The sequence below is a fragment of the Salmonella sp. SAL04213 genome, assembly GCF_046550535.1.
Taxonomy (GTDB): domain Bacteria; phylum Pseudomonadota; class Gammaproteobacteria; order Enterobacterales; family Enterobacteriaceae; genus Salmonella; species Salmonella enterica.
In genome coordinates this window covers 40,907-61,976 of sequence record NZ_JBGDXS010000006.1, presented here as the reverse complement: position 1 = coordinate 61,976, position 21,070 = coordinate 40,907, and the positions used below count along the sequence as shown (strand labels likewise).

Genomic DNA, 21,070 nt, shown 5'->3' with positions numbered 1-21,070 from the left:
CGACACACGCTGGGTTCAGCCGCCATATTGTCATTGCGCTGCCGCGGTTAGCCGTGTTGCAGCATGGCGATCAGTTTTTTTGCCACCTCGGTCGGGCAAGGCTGGGCCGCCATTTCCGCCGCGACCTCCTGCGACGCCTCGCAAAGCGCGCGATTACCGAGGAAGGTATTGATCATGCTGCTCGTAAGCCCGCTCTTACCGGGAATAATGCCGCATCCGCGCTCGACCACGGCGCGGGCATTGACGGGTCTGTCGGCACCCTGGCCAAAGACTATCTGCGGAATGCCGGCATGCAGCGCCGTCAGGGTGTTGCCTGCGCCGCCATGGTGGATAAAACCGTCGGCGCCGTTAAGGAAAACGCCCATCGGAAGCCAGTCGACCAGACGGACATTCGGCGGCAGTGAACGTAAATCCGAGCGGGCGTTTGCCGGAAGATGCAGGATGATTTCGGCATCTACTTCGCCGGCAGAATCCATTACCCAGGAAATCAGATCCAGGCCATCCACCATCGGTTTGACGGTGCCGAGGCTGACCAGAAGACGCTTGCGATCAGGTGTACGTTCCCACCATTCTTCCCAGACGGCGCCGCCGTTATACGGGACGTATTGCATGGAGATAACCGGCTCTCCGTCATTTTGCAGTATGCTCATGCTGGGCGGTGTGACGTCTATCCACGCCAGATCTCTTGGTGGCGCGCTGACCCCATGGCGGCGGTAGGCGTTAGAAAGTGATTTCGTCACGCCTTTGATGTGCCATGGCGTATGACCGAAGCCGACGGTTTGCATCACTACCGGAATGTCATACTTAGCGGCAATCAGTGGTCCAACGACCCCAAGGGGAGGATAGACGATGAGATCTGGCCGCCACTGTCCGGCGAACGCGACCAGCGGGTCAGTCATCTCTTCGCTGAAAAATGAGAAGTTTCCCATTTTTGTTCCAATGTTATTTTCTTTTCGCAATGCCTCCTGACGGCGATAACCCGCTTCCGAATCGAAACCAGGCGCAGCGTCAAATACCACCAACCCAGCTTCTGCTGCTTTCTGTGCAAATTTTCCACCGCTTGCAATCAGCACTTCATGGCCATTAACACGAAACGCTTGCGCCAGGGACAGCACAGGGTATAGCAGTCCATACAGTGGGGGACCGACAAACAGAATACGCATGAGAAATCCTCTCTCTCCACGTCATAAATCTAACAAGTTTTAATGAGAATGATAATAATTACCAATATCATTTGTAAAATGCAATAACAAATACGACCCTTGTTCATGTGATGATTTTTTGCGTAAAAATTGGGGAAGAGGAGAGCGTTAAGCGGTGAAGTTTGGTTTCAGGCTTATTTACGCGCGTATGGTCGCGAAGGCAAAGCGTCAGGATTGGGGAACTGGATTCGCATACCAGACGCCCGTGGATTATTAATGATAACTTCGTAAATAACCTTTCAGACAATGAGGTAAACGTACCGACAGCAAGGTAACGGGAAACGTAGGGAGTAGTATTGATAACGCGTTGCGGGGCAATTTAACGGTGTCCGGCGGCGGATCGTGTTCTGTGTGGACTTTCCGGCGTTAAATCCCGTATCACCTGCGAGCCTGGACTATCTCTGTGGTATCAACTCTGTAGTAATTTTGTCCCCTTCGTCTTCATTAACCAATGAAACCAGCTTTAACGTCACCGTTCGAATGTTGCGAACGAACAGCTCCTTATGCGGATATCGTCACCGCTCTGCGATTTTTATAGCGCATCAGCCACACGATTTATTGGTTCTTGAAAACCAAGGTTTTTGATAACCAATGTTATGCCAGGCTTACCTGTGTCATCCAGGTTATCGACACTTGAGGCATAAACTTTACTATTTTTTCTGTCCGTAATTGCTTACATCTAACATTTTGATTAAAAAGCCTTTCCAGGTGAATACTGTGTCTGGTAGTGTTTTGAGCGATGTCGTCTATAGCTGGATGTAACATAGGCCTTATCGTGAGCGCGCTACACTATATATGTTAATGCGTTGAATTTTTTTTCTCTTTTTAATTAGATGCTGTCTTTTTCGTATACCCTTCCGGTTTATTTATGCCATACGCCTGTATTACAAAAATGTTATATCCATCCTGTTGTAATTTTTATTTTAATTCATTCGTTTTTTTATGCGGCTTGCCGGAAAATATCTGTATAAGGTAGATACGCCAATACCAAAAATAATAGCTAGTTGCTGCCGAGGATGGCCTTTCTCTAATAGCCGACTAATCTGTTCCTGTTCATGTTTGTTGATCGCGCGAGGGCGCCCTCCCAGTCGTCCTTGCGCTCTGGCGGCAGCCAGTCCGGCAAGGGTTCGCTCGACAATTAATTCTCGCTCCATCTCGGCCAGTGCTGACATTACATGAAAAAAGAATCGTCCCATCGCGCTACTGGTATCAATACTATCGGTTAAAGAATGGAAGTGAGCTCCACGTTCATGTAATTCTGATATTAACGCCACCAGGTTTTTCACGCTGCGGCCCAGTCTGTCTAATTTCCAGACGACAAGAGTATCGCCTTTATTTACATACTTTAACGCTCGTTTCAGGCCGGGGCGGTTTGCAATCTTGCCACTGATACGGTCCTCAAAAATGCGGTCACAATTTGCACTAGTAAGCGCATTACGCTGTAAATCGATATTTTGGTCAATTGTTGACACCCGAATATACCCAATAGTAGCCATGATTTTCTCCTTTACATCAGATAAGGAAGAATTTTAGTCGCTTTTCTCATGGAGGGTTGCTTTATCAAAAACCTTCCAAAAGGAAAATTTTATGGCACAAGTAATCAACACTAACAGTCTGTCGCTGCTGACCCAGAATAACCTGAACAAATCCCAGTCCGCACTGGGCACCGCTATCGAGCGTCTGTCTTCTGGTCTGCGTATCAACAGCGCGAAAGACGATGCGGCAGGTCAGGCAATTGCTAACCGTTTCACCGCGAACATCAAAGGTCTGACTCAGGCTTCCCGTAACGCTAACGACGGTATCTCCATTGCGCAGACCACTGAAGGCGCGCTGAACGAAATCAACAACAACCTGCAGCGTGTGCGTGAACTGGCGGTTCAGTCTGCTAACAGCACTAACTCCCAGTCTGACCTCGACTCTATCCAGGCTGAAATTACCCAGCGTCTGAACGAAATCGACCGTGTATCCGGCCAGACTCAGTTCAACGGCGTGAAAGTCCTGGCGCAGGACAACACCCTGACCATCCAGGTTGGTGCCAACGACGGTGAAACTATCGATATCGATCTGAAGCAGATCAACTCTCAGACCCTGGGCCTGGATTCACTGAACGTGCAGAAAGCGTATGATGTAGATAGTAAGGCTGTGACAGTAGCTGCCAATTTAGATATTACTGATCTTAATAAAGACGCAGCCCTTAAAGCAGGCACTGGTGCTACAACAGGTACTGCAGCAATAAAAGATGGCAAAGTTTATTATGATAGTGCTAGCAAAAACTACTATGTTGAAGTTACCGGTCTGACCACCCCTGATGACGGTAAAAATGGCTTCTATAAAGTAAATGTCGCCGATGATGGTAAGGTGTCTATGACCGCTGGTACGGCTATGGAGGCGGGTAAACCAGCTGGTGCGGTAGAAGTAACAAAAACTCAGGAAGAAAAAAATCCATTACCATTATCAACAGATCTCAAAACCTCCCTTAAATCTGGCGGGATTACAGACCCAGAAATTGCTGCTGCCCAGGTTGTCAAAATGTCTTACACCGATAAAAATGGTAAGACGATTGATGGCGGTTACGCTGTAAAGGTGGGCGATAATTACTATGCCGCTACCCAGAAAAAAGATGGTAGCTTCAGTGTTAACACCACGTCTTACACCGCAGCTGACGGTACTACCAAAACTGCCCTGAACCAACTGGGTGGCGCAGACGGTAAAACTGAAGTCGTTTCTATTGACGGTAAAACCTACAATGCCAGCAAAGCCGCTGGTCATGATTTCAAAGCACAGCCAGAGCTGGCGGAAGCAGCTGCTAAAACCACTGAAAACCCGCTGCAGAAAATTGATGCTGCTTTGGCGCAGGTGGATGCGCTGCGTTCTGACCTGGGTGCGGTTCAAAACCGTTTCAACTCCGCTATCACCAACCTGGGCAACACCGTAAATAACCTGTCTTCTGCCCGTAGCCGTATCGAAGATTCCGACTATGCGACCGAAGTCTCCAACATGTCTCGCGCGCAGATTCTGCAGCAGGCCGGTACCTCCGTTCTGGCGCAGGCTAACCAGGTCCCGCAGAACGTGCTGTCTCTGTTACGTTAATTTATTTTGTTTTATTCAGCCCCGTGAATCCGGGGCTTTTTCATTCAGCATAGATGAATATATCTTTATGGAATGTATAGCTGTAAATGATATTTCCTACGGGCGAGAGGCTGAAATATGGCCGCGGGATTATTCTATGCTTGCTCGTCGAGTTCAATTTCTACGTTTTAATGATATCCATGTTCGATTGGTGAGTAATAATGCCCGGATAATCATAGGCTACATTGCGAAGTTTAATCCGAGGGAAAATTTGATTCTGGCTTCGGATAAACCTAAAGGAAATAAGCGAATTGAAGTTAAATTAGAGTCTCTGGCAATACTTGAAGAATTATCAGGTAATGACGTTTTTAATCTTTCGCTGGTGCCGGCTGACGAATTTAATCTTCAGCAATATACTCCATCAAGAAGAGATTATTTCTCGATTTGCAATAAGTGCTATAAACAGGGAGTCGGTATCAAAATCTATATGAAGTATGGACAGGTTTTGACTGGCAAAACGACAGGCGTAAATGCGTGTCAGGTTGGTGTGAGGACATCCAATGGCAATCATATGCAAGTTATGTTTGACTGGGTGAGCAGGATCACGTCTTCGGATTATGCTGAATAACGCATACGGTAATAAAAAATTCCGTGAGAAAATATTGCTCCTGGAGGAACAGAGACCATTCGACAGCGCATAGATAGTTTCGCCGCTGCTCGTGCCACTACGGCCAGGACGCTTAAAGCAGCTGACAGAAAAGAATTGATCATTAAAGCTTCGCAAAGAAGGTCTGCTGAATCTTCGCAAATCTATGGATACCGTAGCCCAACATCCTGGCGTCTCACGGGCAACTGCTTATCTTTATGCTCGACAGTCTGACTGCGAGCTTTGTCCCAGCCAGGCAGGACTCTCAGTGAGTGTTCTATTTTCTTTGACTCTCGTATTCCAATTCTTTCGGGAGTTATTGGTGAGACTTTTGGCGTTTTGCCCTGTCACCCATCGCGTCATTTGACGTCAATGCCCGTGAGGCTCTCTACAATCCTCACCAGGCGGCAATAGATGTAAAAAAGCCCGCAGAGCTTGTGCTGTGCGGGCTTAGTGAACTTCATTGAACGTCAATGTATCAATATTTGGTGGAGCTGGCGGAGTCTGAATTGGTTTTATAACTATTTGTTTTATATGTGCTAATAATCAATTCAATTTTCATTTTGGTCCCATTGTTGGTCCTAAAAGAAAATGTCAGGTTTTTTGCAAGGGAGGGGAGAGGAGGTTACAGCAGGAGGCTCTTTGTCTACGAGATTAGCATTTTGCTTTCCTTTAGTCTGCTCTGTATTTAAGCGTTTATTTCACGTCAGTTTTTAGCAAGCCAGTAGAGCGTCTTGCTTGCAAAATATCCACTACGGAAAGATACGGGCTCTGTTCTTGCCATGAAAATCCCTTTCGGTCGATACGGACAAGCCCGTATTTTTCGACAAGAAAGTTCACCGCATCGCTGAGCGATACTCCAGCATTAATATATTCCTGAATAACTGTTTTATCACTGAACGGCGTGTCGTTTAGCGTCAGGCCATAGTGTTGATCCAACAGGCGTGTCAGTAACATTTGCCAGACAGCCACGGGCGACAGACAGGGCTTCGTCGCCCGCGAAATTGTAGCAGGTAGAGTTTTCATGTTTGCTCTCGTGAAATTCGTTAGCGTTGAGTGGGATAGACGGCGATGTATACATAGCCGCAACTGCCAAGAGTGTCGGCTTCGCAGGTGAAACCGTTGTGATACAGGATGACGCAGTGGGCATGGCGGGGATTCATTTCACCAGTGGTCAGCATCGATTCCATCTGGCTGATAAAGTGCGGGAATGTTTCATCCAGCCTCCGGCATTCGGCGTCACTGAATTTACCGGTGATACTGGCCCGGTCAGCCAAATAATGCAGTTGGTTCCCCTCCTGTACCAGACGGGCTCCCAGACGCGGCGTGGTATCCCGCTGCAGGCCCCATGTAATGTTGCTCATTTATAACCACCTTTATTGTCAGTTCAGAGTGATACTCATCAGACAGGCATAGGGCTCGTTGCGGTCCTGGCGGCGTTCGGCGTATACCGCCAGCACGCCGGGAATGTCAGGAACGGCCAGACCGGTGTAATGACAGACACTGCCGTGCCACTGATATCTGCCGGTGCAGTATCGAAAAATGCGTGAGGCCGGATGCTGACGGTAAATTGTCATCGCCCGGCGTTTACTGATAATTTTCATGTAATACCTCAAAGCAGACCATGTTCAGCGAACGACAATATCTGCGTACCACCGACGATAAGGTGGTCAGGCACACGGATATCAACGAGCTGAAGCGCCTGTACCAGACGCTGCGTTATGGTCTTATCTGCCTGGCTGGGCGAGGTGTCGCCGGAGGGATGGTTATGAGCCAATATCACTGCTGCCGCATTGAAGTACAGGGCGCGTTTGACCACCTCACGGGGATGTACCTCGGTACTGCTAATGGAACCGGCAAACAGGGTTTCGTGGGCAATCAACTGGTTCTGCTGGTTCAGATACAGCGCCATAAACTCTTCGCGCTCCAGCCCCGCCATTTTCAGTTTCAGCCAGTCACGGGCAGCCTGAGTGGAAGTGAATGCCACGCCTGTTTCGCGCAGGTGTCGATCAAGCAGCGTTAAGGCGCGTTTTACCGTGCGTTGTGCGGTTAGTGGTAGTGCCGGAGTCAGTGGGATAAGTGACTGTTCCATCATAAGTATCCTTAATCAATAATGCGCAGAATGGCGCTAGATTCAGGGTGCTGCAGGGCGTAATCTCTCAGCAGGTAATAGTGTTCAGTCATGGCATCGCATTCGGTGCGACAGGCGTGCTGGCTGTATTCAATCAGGCAGACAGCGATACCTGCGGCTTCCGCGCTCATTTCCGCACCATTGCCGTTCATGCCGTTGAACAGATGCCATTTATCGTCACCTTCAGCATCAGGAGCCATAAATGCGCCGCCATTGCTGAGCGTATAAAAGGACCAGATACCACCGCTGTACTCATCACAAAAGCGCTCCATCCAGGCGAAAATACGCGGTTCCAGCGTTATCCATTGCGGAATAGCGCCAAAGTATAGCGGCCAGAAATCGAGGCGCTGTTCGTCAGGTACTGGTGTTGCAGTGAGGTCAAATTGAGGTTCATTAGCGGACATCAATTCGCATTGAGTTTGTATCGTCATGGATATTCTCCGTCAATAAAAACGCCAGCAACGATGGCTGGCTTATGGGAAATAAAGGACATACAGGGATGATGAATGGGTGTGGTCAGGAGGAGGCTCTGAGGATGCCTGACTTGTGGATATAACGGTTAAGCCCTTCACCGGCATCCGGTTCAAAGCACCACGCCCGCCAGATCATTCGACCCTCAGAGTCGCGAACCACCAGGCGGAAATGACTGCGCTGGTCATCTTCAATAGCGATGTTTTGATACCGGCGGGTAACAGCTTCAGCCTGCTGTCGCGTGAAAGCTCCCGGTGGCAGCATGTGAGAACGAAAGCGCAGAGGTTCACGTGTACAGTCCGCAACATTGCTGACCGGCGACACTTCACCGGCAAACAGGGCATTGCACAGCGACGATTTTCCCGCCCCTGTTTTCCCCATAATGCCGATAACTGGCTCGTAGTTTGTGAGCTGACGAATTTGCTGCATGACCCGTTCTGAGGCCCATTCAGGTAAGCCCTTAAGTGAGCCCTGCAAGGGCTGCAACCCTCCCAGATTATTCATGATATCTCCTGAAACAAAGAAAATAAAAACGGCGAATCCTTATGGATTCGCCGTTATAGTGATATGTTCAAGATAATGATATATATTTGAAAAGTTTTGGAATGCGTTCTCTTTGCGAACGGTATAAAATTTCTGGCGTTCCCTTTCATAATCACATTTTTTAGGATCAGGCAGGCACAATCTATGCAATGTCTGAGATAACTACATCCATTTTTACTTGACTACCACCAACAAAAATTTAGTGGTGCAGGAGAAAACGTGAAGTATCAGATAGTAGGTGGTGCAGGCCTGCACCGCAGCGAAACCAAAACAGTTGATATGATGGTTAAGCAGTTACCAGATAGTTGGTTTGGCTATGCTGGCTTGGTTGTTACTGATAGCCAAGGATCGATGGAAATCGATACGCTAATTATTACTGCTGACCGGTTGCTATTAGTCGAGCTTAAAGAGTGGAATGGTAACATCACATACGAAGGGGGGAAGTGGCTGCAAAATGGTAAGCCACGAGGCAAAAGTCCCTATCAGATCAAGCGTGAGCATGCACTGCGACTAAAAGATTTGTTGCAGGAAGAGCTATCTCGTAAGTTGGGTTACTTTTTGCATGTTGAGGCTCATGTAGTGCTGTGTGGCACTGCAGGTCCTGAGAACTTGCCGTCAAGTGAGAGTCGCTATGTTCATACTCGTGATGAATTCTTGACTATAGGCAACCCCAAAAATTACGAAAAGCTGGTGCAAGACACTAACTTTTCTCACCTTTTTGAGGGGGGGAAGCCTCGGCCAAATTCAGATGAGGCATTACCGATCATTAAGTCCTTCTTTGAAGGCCCAAAAGTCAGGCCTTTACCACTTAAAGAAAGCGGTTATCTTGCGAACGATAAGCCATTCTTTAGTCACCCTCACATGGTCTACAACGAATTCAGGGCTACCCACAAAGATAATAGTCAACACAGAGGTCTGCTACGTCAGTGGAACTTTGATGCCTTGGGTGTAGCAAACGCAATGCAAACATTGTGGACTGAGATAGCTCTGCGTGAGACCCGAGTAGGTCGCTTAGTTCGTCATGGCAGTGCAACTATGCAGGATTATATGTTGCGTGCGGTAAGGGAACTATCCGAGGAGGATATAACTGATGATGCCCGTGAGCTGTATGAGTTACGCCGTAGTTTTAGCCGATTGGATGAGATACTAGATAGCGAAGCTGACGGATGGAGTAAGTCTGATCGTATTGATCGCGTTCGTGCATTATTGGCTCCATTTTCTGAATTACATAGCCTAGGTATCGGCCATTGTGATATTGACCCGCACAATCTATGGTACGCAGGGGATCAAAAGAGCATTGTCGTTACTGGTTTTGGCGCAGCCTCGCTGGAGGGACATAATAGCCTGGAGGCATTACGTCCGACATTGCAAAGTGCTCCATATACTTTGCCCGAAGATGCTTTTGAAGAGGCAGTTGAGCCCTATCGCCTAGATGTATTCATGTTGGCTGTAATTGCTTATCGTATTTGTTTTGCAGGCGAATCATTACTAACTCCTGGACAGATGCCTGAATGGCGAGCTCCATTAACTGATCCTTTTAGCGGTATTTTAAATAGCTGGTTTGAACAAGCTCTTAACCTTGAGCCAAGTAAACGCTTTCCACGTGCGGACATAATGCTCAATGAGTTTAATGCGGCTACTAAGGAACATAGCCAAGAATTTGATGAAGCTAACCAGATTTATCAAGAGTTAAAGCAAAACAAATTCTTTCGCGAAGGGATGAACAGCGTTGGCGTGTTAATTGAGTTTCCTCCGCTTCCTGAACAGTTGTCTATGGTTTACCCTGCTCTTGCTGCTATTGCTACGACTGGCAGCATCAGTTATCACTGTGAACAAGGTGGGAAAGCCCTGCAGGTAAAATTGTGGGATGGCGTGATTTTGAATCCTCAGCAACCTGGTGTTAACCGCCGTATCCACGCTTTTAAGCAGAGAATCGATAAGATTACGCATATAAATCTGCCAACTCCTAAGGTGCAGTCCTGTGGACTATTAGGACAAGGCGGCTTGTATGTAGTGAGCGAGTATGTGGATGGTCTACCGTGGTCACAGTTTATTGCTGAGAACGTGTTAGAACAATCCCAACGTTTCACAATTGCGGAGACTTTGATCAACACCATTCATGCTTTTCATGAAAAGCAGTTACCTCATGGAGATCTTTGCCCAGAGAAACTGCTGGTACAAGTCGGGGAGCAGACAGCAATTACCCTGATTGGATTGCTTGAATTCAGTGATGAATTAACTGCAGATAATCGCTACCAGCCAGATAATCCTGAAAGTACTGATGCTTTTGGGCGAGATTGCTTTGCAGTATATCGTATGGTGGAGGAGCTATTTAGTGATGATATGCCAGTACTGGTGCAAGCTGAGTTAGAACGTGCAAAGCAAACCGTTGACGGTATACCTATCGCGCTCGATCCTTTGCTGCAGTCACTTCGAGCACCGGAACAAGCTGATATTAAGCAAGTTGTGGAGTCTGAGTCACAGGATAAGGTAATTCCTGTTTGCTGGGGCGCAGATGATTGGCCGCAAGAAGTGAAGCTTCTAGAACAAAATGATGGGATCTATCATTTTCAATGTAACTGGTCAGCTAACCCACGCTTTGCGCATGAATTGCGTTGTTACATCACTGGCCTAGGTGAGCGGCTATTGGTAGACTTGGATCCTGATAATCGCACTATTAATAGAATAGTGTATGAAAAAGGATTATCGATCGAAGAAAGTATAAAGGCTGGAAAATATTCCCAAGCTAAAATTAATACTCAACTTTCATTACAGCGTGGCTCACTTAATCAGCGTAATACTTTTATTGAACTACTGTTTAATCTCGAGCCAGTAATTGACGCCATCATTGAGCGAGCTAATCCTAATCAAGAGATGGATGAAGATGACTTCGATAGCAGTGAGTCAAGTCCAGTTGAGTTGTGGCAGGCATTGTCTGACACAGAAGTAGACCTACGAGATATAGTCAACATCGATTCAACTGACTTTCAGGAATCACCAAGTGGTTGCTTACTCTACCCATATACTACGGAATCCGGTGCTGACCTCAGCTTTGAACTTGATGATAAGATCATTGTTTATATTAAAGATAAGCGTGAATCAGTGCAGTTAGGGGAATTGCGGCTAAGTGAGACTACGCCGAATCTATTGGCTATTCGCTTTGATTTCGATGCTGCTCGTAAGCGAATTAGTAGCGGCAGCCAGCTACAATTGGAGTCGATCCGTGACAAATCATCAAGAGAGTTGCGTCAAAGAGCCCTTCAACGAGTAATTGAAAACAAAGCAGAGATCCCGCATCTGCCACAGTATTTTGATTACCACCAGAAACCCTGTATGCAGCAAATGCAACCGCGGCCATCCGCGGAGACATTACGCGAGCTTTATGATCAGCCTGGACAACGTTTTAATGAACAGCAGCTCATGGCGTTTCAACAGTTGGTCGAGTTGGGACCTGTTGGAGTTCTCCAAGGACCGCCGGGTACAGGTAAAACAACCTTTATTTCAAAATTTATTCACTATCTGTATCAACATTGCGGTGTGAATAATATTCTTCTGGTCGGCCAATCCCATGCGTCTGTTGATAATGTAGCCATCAAGGCTCGAGAGCTCTGCCATACAAAAGGAATGGAACTGGATACAGTACGTATTGGTAATGAACTTATGATTGATGAGGGTATGCTAAGTGTTGCAACTAAAGCTCTTCAGCGACAGATTCAGCATAAATTTCACCGTGAATATGACCTGCGAGTTAGCTCCCTAGGAAAGCGTCTAGGGATGGCTCCATTATTAGTCAAACAGTTATGTCAGTTACATCGTACGCTGAATCCCTTGATGGTGACATATGGCCAATATAGCCGTGAGCTGGATAAAGTAGACCAGACAAAGAGCAGTAGTATTAGTCATCAAGAGCGACTGACTGAATTATTAGAACAAAGCAATCAGCTTAAACTGCGAACACAAGAAATTATTAACTCAATATTCGATGACAGCTTGCTGAAAACTCTTGTCTATGATGAGACCTTGATAAGACAGTTGGCTGAGCAAATTGCCATACAATGCAGTTATAACAATCCAGAGAACCTTGAACGTTTTATGCAGTTATTGGAAATGAGCCAAGAGTGGATGGATGTATTACGCGGCGGCGAGGCTGGATTTGATCGATTTATGTTCAAAAGTAAGCGATTAGTTTGCGGAACTCTTGTTGGTGTTGGGAATCGTCGATTAGAGCTAGCTGAGTCCAGTTTTGATTGGGTAATAGTTGATGAGGCTGGCCGAGCACAAGCTGCTGAATTGATGGTCGCGCTGCAATCAGGCAAGCGAGTGTTGCTGGTAGGGGATCATAAACAATTGCCACCATTCTATCATCAACAGCATCTTAAGTTAGCCTCTAAGAAGTTAGAACTCGGGAAAGGGATCTTTTACGAGTCTGATTTTGAACGTGCTTTTAAAGCAACAGGCGGCGTAACACTCGATACTCAATATCGAATGGTAGAACCAATTGGCGAGTTAGTATCGGAGTGCTTTTACGCTCAAGATATCGGTAAACTGCATTCATCGAGGAAAGTCTCGCCAGATTGGTATTCCGAGTTACCAAGTCCTTGGAACAAAACTGTTACTTGGATCGATAGTTCGAGCCCTAATGAAGCAGGTGCAGAAGAGCAAAAGGGTAATGGCCGTTACTATAATCAACGAGAAGTCCGGCTACTGTTAGAGGCTTTGCAGTCATTGTCGAGCGATGACTGCATTGCACAGCTTGAGCAAACTATTACCACAGAGCAGCCATATCCTATTGGTATAATCACAATGTATCGTCAGCAAAAAGAGGAAATTGACAATGCTATCAGTCGGGCTGAATGGGCAGCATTGTTACGTGGTTTGATTAAGATCGATACCGTTGATTCATATCAGGGCCAGGAGAACAAGATAATTATTCTCAGTCTGGTTCGCGATAATCCCAACAAACTACAAGGTTTCCTGCGCGATGCGCCGCGAATAAACGTTGCTATTTCGCGAGCTCAAGAAAGGTTATTGATTCTGGGAGCTAGGCGTATGTGGTCAAAGACCAATAATGATTCAGCACTTGGAAACGTTCATGAATTTATTAGTAAACAGGTTGCCGTAGATGAACCCAACTACCAAATCCTGTGTGGTCAAAGTCTGCTTGGAGATAACAACTAATGTCAGAACCACGTCTGGGTAATCTGATTACCGTTTTACTACCTGCGCGTAGTTACAAGATCAACTGCGCTTTGACCACTGAAAAACTGATGCCTGGAATTGAACAGTTTGCATGTCGCTTGCTGCTGATTTTTGATCAGCTCTATCCCAGCGAGTTACAGAATTACTTTGGTCTAACCGATCGTGAGCGAGAGGTATTGCTTGATGGCTTGCTGGCTAACAGACTGATCAACATTAACCCTGATGGGCATATTGAGGCTAGCTCATTTCTACGTAAGCATGCAGCTAGTAATGGTGGGAAGCCAAGTTTAGTTAAGTATCAAGAACGTACGGAGGAAGTGGCATTCGATCTACTAACTCTTTCGATATGTAAACCGCAACCGAATCGTCGTTTTACTTCTGGACTGCCAGAGCTATTGCCTCGGCATCAGATCGGGGGAGATGCTGCTGCGGTAACTGAGGCTTTTAGTTCACAGTTTCGCCACCATCTTTTGCTCAGCCGCAACAGCGAGTATGAGCGTCAAAGGACTAGATTATATAAGATAATGGGCTGTAGTTCGCATGAGATGGTGCAGCTCCCAATAGAGATAGAGGTTAGCTACGATGCTTCTGCTGGTAGCATTGAGCCGCAGAAGTTTACTCGCTCCTATGAATATCTAGGTAACACCCGGCTGCCGCTTTCAAACGAGCTGGAGGCTCATATCGCAGATTTTTTGGGAGAACATAAGCTAGATGAATTTGGTATCGACTGTGAAGATTTCTGTAAACTAGCAAATGATAAGGTATTGTCACAATTTGCTAATGGTTATAAGTTCGACTATTCCGGCTGGATAGAGGCTCGCGAACAACGGAAAACTGGCTACGGTACTTCATTGACTACCGGTATGTTAGGGGCTGTTTATTTACCGCACAACTCTAAGCTGTTCATTAGTATGTTGCATAATGCATTACGTGATTATGTAGGTAAAACAGCTCCAAAAGCGCTGTGGTATAGCAGTAAAGTACCACTGTGGGGAGCTAATGGCAGTCAACTTTCGCGTTTTACTCGCGATCTAGGCGATATACTTGGCAATTATTCCGATGATAAGATTGCTCGCATTTCGCTTTTACATCCAAGTGCTGATGAAGGTGAGAAACGTCAAGAACGTAAGCGACACTTAGGTCGTTTTCCTACCGGTATTGGCCTTACTTCAGAGGCTAAGTTTGATCGTTTGGAGATCCTCTTAATTCCTGATGTGATTGCTTTGGTGCAATACCACGGTCAACCTAATTCTGATAGTGCATTAACCATGCCGATTGGTTATGTAACCGTTGAGCCCGAGCGTTTAGAATTACTTAAAAACCTAATGATTAAGCGAATTGAGGGGGTTGTTGCAACCATCAATTGGTCTGAATCAAAAATTGAAAATTTAACTTCGCTATTACCTGTTGAGTTTCTGATTAAACTGAATAAGAAAAGTGGTGAAGATGTGGATGCTGCAATACAAAAAATACAAATTGCTAACCGTGCTGAAACCGCACGCGCAATTTTATCGCTACGCAAGTAGCATTTATATTGCAGTGAATGAATTTTTCTAGGTTGCTATGAACTAGATAAAGGACAACAAATAGGTGAGCGGCGTTATTCATGTCAAATGAGATAATGCTAAATTGATAGGACTTTATATCCCTCCGACCATTTTTAATGGTCGGAGTTCATAAAGTTTCTTCTTAAATTTTAATTCTAAGGGCTAACAATAACTCTTATATCCGATCCGGAAATACTTTTAATATACGAATAACTAGTTCCAAGCACTGCTAACTTGTAAGTATCCCGCATAATCGTGCCATTCACATTTAGAGATCCTCCGGCATAATCAATCTGCCAACAAAGGAGATCGCTATGCGTAAAGCCCGTTTTACTGAGCATCAGATCATTGCCGTAATTAAATCGGTTGAAGCCGGACGAACCGTTAAAGATGTCTGCCGGGAGGCCGGTATATCTGAAGCCACCTGGTACAACTGGAAGTCCAGATACGGTGGCATGGAGGCTTCTGATATTAAAAAGATCAAGGATCTTGAGGACGAGAATCGGCGTCTCAAACAGATGTTTGCCAACCTGAGCCTTGAGAACCGGGCGCTGAAAGACGTTATCGAAAAAAAGCTTTAAAACCAGCCTTTAAGCGTGAGCTGGTCACTCATCTGATAACGACATTTGGACTCAGTATCCGTCAGGTCTGCCGGAGTCTGAACCTGAGTAGAACGGTTTACCATTACCGTCCGGATACCACGCGTGACGAACCCGTTATTGTCGCGTTGCAGGCAGTGGCAGAGCGATACCCACGGTACGGTTTTCCAAAACTTTTCCAGGTTCTGCGGCGGCAGGGATACCCGTGGAATCACAAAAGGATCCATCGTATTTATTGTCTGCTGAAGCTGAATTTTCGCCGTAAAGGCAAACAACGGTTGCCGGTGCGTAATCCCTCGCCACTGGCCACACCGGAAGCGCTTAACCAGAGCTGGTCTGTCGATTTTATGCATGATGCTCTGGTCTGTGGCCGTCGTTTTCGCACGTTCAATGTCGTTGATGACTTTAACCTTGAGGCATTGTCGATTGAAATCGATCTGAATCTGCCAGCCTTGCGCGTGGTCCGTGTACTCGACAGGGTCGCGGCAAATCGCGGTAAATCGCAGCAAATCGTAGCAAATCGTAGCAAACCGCAGCAAATCGCGGCTATACGGTCATGCTACGCATGGATAATGGTCCGGAATTTATCTCACTTGCACTGGCTGAATGGGCAGAGCAACATGCAGTAAAACTGGAATTTATTCAGCCGGGTAAGCCGACGCAGAACGCTTTTATTGAGCGCTTTAACCGAACATACCGTACAGAAATACTCGATTTTTATCTGTTCAGAACGCTGAATGAAGTGCGGGAAATCACGGAAAGATGGGTGTCAGAATATAACTGTGAATGCCCTCATGAATCACTGAACAATATGACGCCGGAGGAATATCGGCAACACAATCATTTGGCCGGGATCTCAAAAAATGCCTGGAACTAAAACGGGTCTATTTACGGCCCCTTAAGAGGGCAGGCGTGGCGGGGAGAGCATTGCGCGCTGTTCTTGGATGTTGTTTTTTTTATTTTTACGAATCTGGCAGTGGAACCAATGAGCATTATCCGTGGGGAAATAATATTCCCATTTTGAATAATGAGTTGTATTTTTATTTCCTTTGGCTATTAGATGGTGTGCGTTAAGACATAGTTTTTCCTAAGCCTTTAATGTATATATGATTCTTTCACGAAATAAGGGAACAAAGATAAAAATGGCAAGGGCAAAAAAATTAACTTACGGGGCTGTGAATATAACCATGCACCCCCACTCGCCAGAAAAGTATGTCGAGTTATTCAGGATGGCAAGAAAAAATGCGAGCAATGTTAATTTAAGAGGAGACTCATTCGCAACTTTATCATATTTTTACCCTTATAAGAAAGGTCAGGTAATTAGTGAACCTTTTGAGGGGGAAATTCTAAAGTATACAGATATTGACGTTAATGGCGACTGGTTCGATATCGTAAAGAAAGATATAGCTTCAGATGAGGAAAAGGAAAGAATAAATATACCTGATAATTTAAAACCAAATGTAGCTAGATTCTCTTTTGTTTTTCTACCCGCAAGTCATCTTTTAGTTTACGAAATGCAGGACAAGAGCCGGCATCTTACATCAAGACAAATAGAAAGCTTTCTGAATGGGATATTTTCTCATGAGAGAATTATAGAGAAATTTGGAAAGGTTAATGTTACAATATTGACTGAGCCAGATAGTGTAGAACGTATGCTTTCTTTAAAAGGTATTACGTGTATAAATATGGTCACTCGACGTCCTAACCCGGATGATCTCGCTTCTGCAGAAAGTGTTATGCAAAAGCGTTTCAAGCGTATTGGGGTTATTGAAGAGGATAAAACATATAAGTCTGAGCGAGGTCAGGAAATTAAACCTGATGGTGGGTTAAAACAGGATGCTCTTATTGCTTCGAGAAATGGTGAAGTTAGTATACGCAGGATTAATGAGGCAGGATTAGTAGAGATTCATGCCTCAAGTGACGTACCACTTCAAAGGGTTGAACCATATGATTCTGACGTAACATCGGTTTCTGAACTATTGTTATTAAGGGCAAAATCATTAGCAGATGAATTTAAGAGGCTTCTGAGAAAGTAATGAGTGAAGAAAAAGAATCAACCAGTGCATTGGCTAGATACTGGAAAATCTATGGTGGCGCTGGGGCTGTGTTTAAAAGTCGCTATTTTTGGTGTGCTTTTTTAATGACAGTGATTCTTTATCCATCTTGGTCTCATCAGGGGTGGTGGAATGATATCCTGTCATTGATGCCGAACCTTCTGGGCTTTTCATTAGGTGGTTTTGCTATGTGGATAGCTATTGGTGATGAGGCCTTTAAAAAAATAATAACTGGTGATGAAAAAAGTGAAAGTGGAGAAGTAGAATATTCTCCTTATATGTCAGTCAATGCAACTTTTGTCCATTTTATATTGTTGCAATTACTAACTATTATTACGGCCTTGGTTACCAAGGCCTATAGTAGTATTCTCATAAATAATGCTTTTATGTATTATTATTTAGGTGTTTTCTATAAGTATGCGTTATTAACATTTAGTTTTTTTGCTTACTTTATATTTATTTACTCGGTGTTCTCTGCATTAGCAGCTGTTCTTGCTATATTCCGTGTTTCTAGTTGGTATAATACCTTTATGACTTTTCAAAATAAACAGGATGCTGATAATTCGAAAGATAATGCAGGAAAATAAAAGCTCATAGGAATGAGCTTTTATTTTTTTTTAAGTTTTTATTATAAACTTTTTCACCCCACCATTCCATCATGCCTATTCTTTGCTTTAAATAGATAGAGCGGTTATATGCTCTTCTTACCTCATTTTTATCTGTATGAGCTAATGCCGCTTCTATCACATCTGAATTAAAGCCCGCTTCATTCAATGTAGTGCTTGCAATAGATCGTAAACCGTGTGCAACTAATTTTCCTCCATATCCTATACGCTTCAAAGCTGCATTAGCTGTTTGGCTATTCATGGATTGTTTTGGATCATTCCTACTGGGAAAACATGCTCACGATGTGCACTAATAGGTTTCATCACTTCGAGAATCTCTAATGCCTGAGTTGAGAGAGGAACTATGTGCTCACGTTTCGCTTTCATCCGTTCGGCTGGAATAGTCCAAAGCTTTGCATCGAGATCGATTTCTGCCCAACGAGCACCGGAGGCCTCAGAAGGGCGCACAAGCGTCAGGAGTTGCCATTCAATGAGACAGCGAGTCGGAACAGACAGATTTGACATCACTAAAGAACGCATCAGCTTCGGCAATTCTTCCGGACGCAGTGTCGGCATGTTTTGTTTTTTGGGCTTCTCAAAGGCCATCCCAACACCTGATGCTGGATTAGCATCAATCAGGCCAGTGTTTACGGCATAAATCATTATCTCGTTAATGCGCTGCACCAGTCGACGTACAGTCTCAAGCGCCCCACGAGCTTTGATTGGCTCAAGAGCTTCAATCAATGTTCGGGCTTTGATTTGCTGAACAGGGATCTCACCGATGGCAGGGAATACATCTTTTTCCAGTGAACGCCAAATGTCTTTTGCGTAATCAGGGGTAACGCTTTTGCTTTTGAGCTGGAACCAGTTAGCGGCGACCGTTGAAAAAATACTGTCCAGTGCGATTTGCTGCTGTTCCTCTGCAACTTCAGCTTGAATTTGCGGGTCGATTCCGTTGGCTAATAAGGCAAGGTAATCAGCTCTTAACCCTCGGGCATCAGCAAGCGAAAGTGAAGGGAAAGCACCGAGCCCCATCATTGTTCGCTGCTTTGTTGCCGGGCGTTGATAACGGAAACGCCAGAGCCTTTTCCCGCTGGTTTTCACTATCAGGAAAAGTCCATCGCCATCATGTAGCGTTAGATCCTTCTCTAACGCTTTAGCGCGCAGAACTTCGGTGTTGGTCAGGGGGCGTGTTGTCCGTGCCACTGTGGCCGCTCCTTCATGAATTGGTATACGCTTTTAGGTATACATCCTACCGTATACCTAAACGTATACCAATAATCACCGGATTTAGCCGGATGTTCTCGGACAAGGACAGGCACAAAAAAGCCCGCATGGCTTGCGCCGTGCGGGCTCTTAGGACTTCATCGGATGACTCTGGTAATCACCGATGGAGAATTTTGGTGGAGCTGGCGGGAGTTGAACCCGCGTCCGAAATTCCTACATCCTCGGTACTACATGCTTAGTCAGTCTTTACATTCGCCTGGCACCTGCGGACGGACACGCCACTACCAGACTAGCCTGATTCGTTTTAACGCTTCAACCCCAGGCAGGGCATCCGCGCGATCTCTTTTGGGTTTGACCTCTCTTGATCCCCGTCCTAAGAGCGGAGGCTAGGGAGAGAGGGCTCTAAGCAGGTTATTAAGCTGCTAAAGCGTAGTTTTCGTCGTTTGCGACTATTTTTTTGCGGCTTTTTACGAGGCCAACCGCCCCTCGGCATGCACCTTGGGTTTCGCAAATCCCGTCGAATCCAGAATCAGCCCCAATGTGTAAGGTAAGTATAACAGACTTGTGACACGCGTGACCAGCCCCCGTATCTTCTTATCTTCAACGATTTACCGCTCGCGCAGCGCTTCTTTCGCGCGATTAAACGGTTTGATTAAATAGTCGACAATGGTTTTTTCACCGGTTTTGATATCCACCGTGGCGATCATGCCTGGAACAATCGAAAAACGGCGTCCTGATTTATTTTGTAGATAGTCCTGGTGGGTGCGGATAAACACGCGATAGTAGAAAATTTCCGGTTTCACTTTATCCTGAATGGTGTCCGGTGAAATGGTCTCCACCACGCCGTCAAGCCCGCCGTAAATGGCGTAATCGTAAGCAGTAATTTTAACCAATGCGCGTTGGCCGGGATGAATAAAGGCGATATCACGCGGCGAAAGGCGGGTTTCAATCAGCAGACGATCGTCTACCGGCACTATCTCCATCATCTCGCCGTTAGGCGGGATCACGCCGCCAATCGTCGTGACCTGGATATTTTTAACAATGCCGCGTACCGGCGAACGCACGGTAAGGCGGGTGACGGAATCCTCGCGTCCTTTTAAAATGGCGGAGAGCATATCGACCTCAGCGTTCGCTTTTGATAACGCTTCGCGTGCCTGCACATAATATTGTGAGCGCAGATCGGTAATTTTTAAGCCTAAATCGCTTTTTTGTCGTTGCAGTCGTAGCACTTCAACATGACTGGCCGCGCCGCTTTTCTCCAGCCGCTGGGTAATGGTCAGCTCTTTATTAACCGACGCCAGCGCATCCCGTAGCTCGGCTTCGGTATCGGCCAGCTGTGCGCGGCGGCTTTTATAGAGACGCGTCTCTGCGGCAATCAGATCCGGCCAGCCGTTCAGCTCAGCGGGGAAGGCGAGAGGTAAGTCGCTGACTTCCGCGGTTAACCGTGCGCTGGAGGCGAGTGAAGCGCGATATTTTGCCGCACTTTCACCAACACTGGACGCCAGACGCGTCGGATCAAGCCGGGCGACAATCTGGTTAGCCTGAACTCTGTCGCCTTCCCGCACCGTCAACTGCGCCAGAATGCCGCCATCCAGCGACTGCAGAACCTGTTCGCGTGAACTGGGGATCACTTTCCCGTTGCCGGTGGAAACCTCATCCAGTCGGCCAAACCACGCCCAGATGCCGAGAATGAGAAATAACAGTGAGCAGATCAGAACAATACGACCCGCGCCGGAAAACGCCCGTTCACGCTGAATATCGAAATCGTCCATCGCGG

15 protein-coding genes, 1 other RNA gene and 4 pseudogenes are annotated in these 21,070 nt (G+C 46.1%); 8 read left to right on the top strand and 12 right to left on the bottom strand.

Features of this window, described 5'->3' with window-relative positions; translation table 11 throughout:
• Positions 1-47: 47 nt before the first annotated feature.
• Complete coding sequence (iroB, locus tag ACLJPQ_RS15520; protein WP_076933128.1) at positions 48-1,163, bottom strand: salmochelin biosynthesis C-glycosyltransferase IroB; 1,116 nt, start codon at positions 1,161-1,163, stop codon at positions 48-50.
• 962 nt (positions 1,164-2,125) lie between these two features.
• The gene (gene hin / locus ACLJPQ_RS15515; RefSeq protein WP_000190912.1) at positions 2,126-2,698 is read right to left on the bottom strand and encodes a flagellar phase variation DNA invertase Hin; all 573 of its coding nucleotides are present in this window, start codon (positions 2,696-2,698) and stop codon (positions 2,126-2,128) included.
• 91 nt (positions 2,699-2,789) lie between these two features.
• On the opposite strand from hin, the gene ACLJPQ_RS15510 reads away from it, so the two are divergent.
• The 3 genes and pseudogenes from ACLJPQ_RS15510 to ACLJPQ_RS15500 form a co-directional block, all read left to right on the top strand.
• Entirely contained in the window at positions 2,790-4,292 is a 1,503-nt protein-coding gene (locus ACLJPQ_RS15510; protein WP_000079789.1) for a FliC/FljB family flagellin, read from the top strand.
• Positions 4,293-4,359: 67 nt separating this feature from the next.
• Positions 4,360-4,899: a phase 1 flagellin gene repressor FljA gene (gene fljA / locus ACLJPQ_RS15505; protein WP_000388869.1), complete on the top strand. Its 540-nt coding sequence runs from the start codon at positions 4,360-4,362 to the stop codon at positions 4,897-4,899.
• Positions 4,900-4,926: 27 nt separating this feature from the next.
• A pseudogene (locus tag ACLJPQ_RS15500) lies at positions 4,927-5,149 on the top strand (helix-turn-helix domain-containing protein); the annotation flags it as partial.
• Between the two features lie 464 nt (positions 5,150-5,613).
• On the opposite strand, the gene ACLJPQ_RS15495 reads toward ACLJPQ_RS15500, so the two are convergent.
• From ACLJPQ_RS15495 to ACLJPQ_RS15465, 7 genes and pseudogenes are all read right to left on the bottom strand, one after another.
• Positions 5,614-5,943 carry a TA system toxin CbtA family protein gene (locus tag ACLJPQ_RS15495; RefSeq protein WP_023139840.1) on the bottom strand — a complete coding sequence of 110 codons (330 nt, stop codon included), beginning with the start codon at positions 5,941-5,943 and terminating at the stop codon, positions 5,614-5,616.
• Between the two features lie 20 nt (positions 5,944-5,963).
• Positions 5,964-6,281, bottom strand: coding sequence for a type IV toxin-antitoxin system YeeU family antitoxin (locus ACLJPQ_RS15490; RefSeq protein ID WP_000065828.1), 318 nt, complete (start codon positions 6,279-6,281; stop codon positions 5,964-5,966).
• An 18-nt stretch (positions 6,282-6,299) separates the two neighbouring features.
• The gene (locus tag ACLJPQ_RS15485) at positions 6,300-6,521 is read right to left on the bottom strand and encodes a DUF987 domain-containing protein (protein WP_000691990.1); all 222 of its coding nucleotides are present in this window, start codon (positions 6,519-6,521) and stop codon (positions 6,300-6,302) included.
• An 8-nt stretch (positions 6,522-6,529) separates the two neighbouring features.
• On the bottom strand, positions 6,530-7,012 hold the full coding sequence (locus ACLJPQ_RS15480; RefSeq protein WP_001518223.1) for a RadC family protein: 483 nt from the start codon (positions 7,010-7,012) through the stop codon (positions 6,530-6,532).
• An 8-nt stretch (positions 7,013-7,020) separates the two neighbouring features.
• Positions 7,021-7,479 (bottom strand): antirestriction protein, encoded by a 459-nt coding sequence (locus tag ACLJPQ_RS15475; RefSeq protein WP_000155322.1) that lies wholly within the window; start codon positions 7,477-7,479, stop codon positions 7,021-7,023.
• Positions 7,480-7,564: 85 nt separating this feature from the next.
• Positions 7,565-7,783, bottom strand: a complete 219-nt coding sequence (locus ACLJPQ_RS15470; RefSeq protein WP_031225670.1) for a DUF905 domain-containing protein — start codon at positions 7,781-7,783, stop codon at positions 7,565-7,567.
• Between the two features lie 6 nt (positions 7,784-7,789).
• A pseudogene (locus tag ACLJPQ_RS15465) lies at positions 7,790-8,023 on the bottom strand (GTPase); the annotation flags it as partial.
• 258 nt (positions 8,024-8,281) lie between these two features.
• Between ACLJPQ_RS15465 and ACLJPQ_RS15460 the strand changes: the two are divergent.
• The 5 genes and pseudogenes from ACLJPQ_RS15460 to ACLJPQ_RS15440 all read left to right on the top strand — a co-directional run bounded on the left by ACLJPQ_RS15460 (position 8,282) and on the right by ACLJPQ_RS15440 (position 18,048).
• Positions 8,282-13,240 (top strand): AAA domain-containing protein, encoded by a 4,959-nt coding sequence (locus ACLJPQ_RS15460; RefSeq protein WP_000877068.1) that lies wholly within the window; start codon positions 8,282-8,284, stop codon positions 13,238-13,240.
• Positions 13,240-14,787, top strand: coding sequence for a hypothetical protein (locus ACLJPQ_RS15455; RefSeq protein WP_001294845.1), 1,548 nt, complete (start codon positions 13,240-13,242; stop codon positions 14,785-14,787). The genes ACLJPQ_RS15460 and ACLJPQ_RS15455 overlap by 1 nt, the downstream gene beginning before the upstream one ends.
• Positions 14,788-15,122: 335 nt before the next feature.
• Positions 15,123-16,284: pseudogene (locus ACLJPQ_RS15450) on the top strand (IS3 family transposase).
• Between the two features lie 265 nt (positions 16,285-16,549).
• Positions 16,550-17,443: a DUF4747 family protein gene (locus tag ACLJPQ_RS15445; RefSeq protein ID WP_000090058.1), complete on the top strand. Its 894-nt coding sequence runs from the start codon at positions 16,550-16,552 to the stop codon at positions 17,441-17,443.
• Positions 17,443-18,048 (top strand): hypothetical protein, encoded by a 606-nt coding sequence (locus ACLJPQ_RS15440; protein WP_001288034.1) that lies wholly within the window; start codon positions 17,443-17,445, stop codon positions 18,046-18,048. The genes ACLJPQ_RS15445 and ACLJPQ_RS15440 overlap by 1 nt, the downstream gene beginning before the upstream one ends.
• A gap of 4 nt (positions 18,049-18,052) precedes the next feature.
• Here ACLJPQ_RS15440 and ACLJPQ_RS15435 read toward each other — a convergent pair.
• The 3 genes and pseudogenes from ACLJPQ_RS15435 to ACLJPQ_RS15425 all read right to left on the bottom strand — a co-directional run bounded on the left by ACLJPQ_RS15435 (position 18,053) and on the right by ACLJPQ_RS15425 (position 21,065).
• Positions 18,053-19,272: pseudogene (locus tag ACLJPQ_RS15435) on the bottom strand (integrase domain-containing protein).
• A 195-nt stretch (positions 19,273-19,467) separates the two neighbouring features.
• Positions 19,468-19,830: a transfer-messenger RNA gene (gene ssrA / locus ACLJPQ_RS15430) on the bottom strand.
• A gap of 71 nt (positions 19,831-19,901) precedes the next feature.
• A complete protein-coding gene (locus ACLJPQ_RS15425) occupies positions 19,902-21,065 on the bottom strand; it encodes an HlyD family type I secretion periplasmic adaptor subunit (protein ID WP_072100476.1) in 1,164 nt (387 codons plus the stop codon).
• Between the last annotated feature and the right edge of the window lie 5 nt (positions 21,066-21,070).

Excerpts from the sequence above, each read along its gene's own strand:
- ACLJPQ_RS15490 (WP_000065828.1), bottom strand. The coding sequence starts at position 6,281 with ATGAGCAACATTACATGGGGCCTGCAGCGGGATACCACGCCGCGTCTG.
- ACLJPQ_RS15425 (WP_072100476.1), bottom strand. The coding sequence starts at position 21,065 with ATGGACGATTTCGATATTCAGCGTGAACGGGCGTTTTCCGGCGCGGGT.
- ACLJPQ_RS15445 (WP_000090058.1), top strand. The coding sequence starts at position 16,550 with ATGGCAAGGGCAAAAAAATTAACTTACGGGGCTGTGAATATAACCATG.
- fljA (WP_000388869.1), top strand. The coding sequence starts at position 4,360 with ATGGAATGTATAGCTGTAAATGATATTTCCTACGGGCGAGAGGCTGAA.
- ACLJPQ_RS15510 (WP_000079789.1), top strand. The coding sequence starts at position 2,790 with ATGGCACAAGTAATCAACACTAACAGTCTGTCGCTGCTGACCCAGAAT.
- ACLJPQ_RS15470 (WP_031225670.1), bottom strand. The coding sequence starts at position 7,783 with ATGCTGCCACCGGGAGCTTTCACGCGACAGCAGGCTGAAGCTGTTACC.
- ACLJPQ_RS15440 (WP_001288034.1), top strand. The coding sequence starts at position 17,443 with ATGAGTGAAGAAAAAGAATCAACCAGTGCATTGGCTAGATACTGGAAA.
- ACLJPQ_RS15485 (WP_000691990.1), bottom strand. The coding sequence starts at position 6,521 with ATGAAAATTATCAGTAAACGCCGGGCGATGACAATTTACCGTCAGCAT.
- ACLJPQ_RS15495 (WP_023139840.1), bottom strand. The coding sequence starts at position 5,943 with ATGAAAACTCTACCTGCTACAATTTCGCGGGCGACGAAGCCCTGTCTG.
- iroB (WP_076933128.1), bottom strand. The coding sequence starts at position 1,163 with ATGCGTATTCTGTTTGTCGGTCCCCCACTGTATGGACTGCTATACCCT.
- ACLJPQ_RS15475 (WP_000155322.1), bottom strand. The coding sequence starts at position 7,479 with ATGACGATACAAACTCAATGCGAATTGATGTCCGCTAATGAACCTCAA.
- ACLJPQ_RS15480 (WP_001518223.1), bottom strand. The coding sequence starts at position 7,012 with ATGATGGAACAGTCACTTATCCCACTGACTCCGGCACTACCACTAACC.
- ACLJPQ_RS15455 (WP_001294845.1), top strand. The coding sequence starts at position 13,240 with ATGTCAGAACCACGTCTGGGTAATCTGATTACCGTTTTACTACCTGCG.
- hin (WP_000190912.1), bottom strand. The coding sequence starts at position 2,698 with ATGGCTACTATTGGGTATATTCGGGTGTCAACAATTGACCAAAATATC.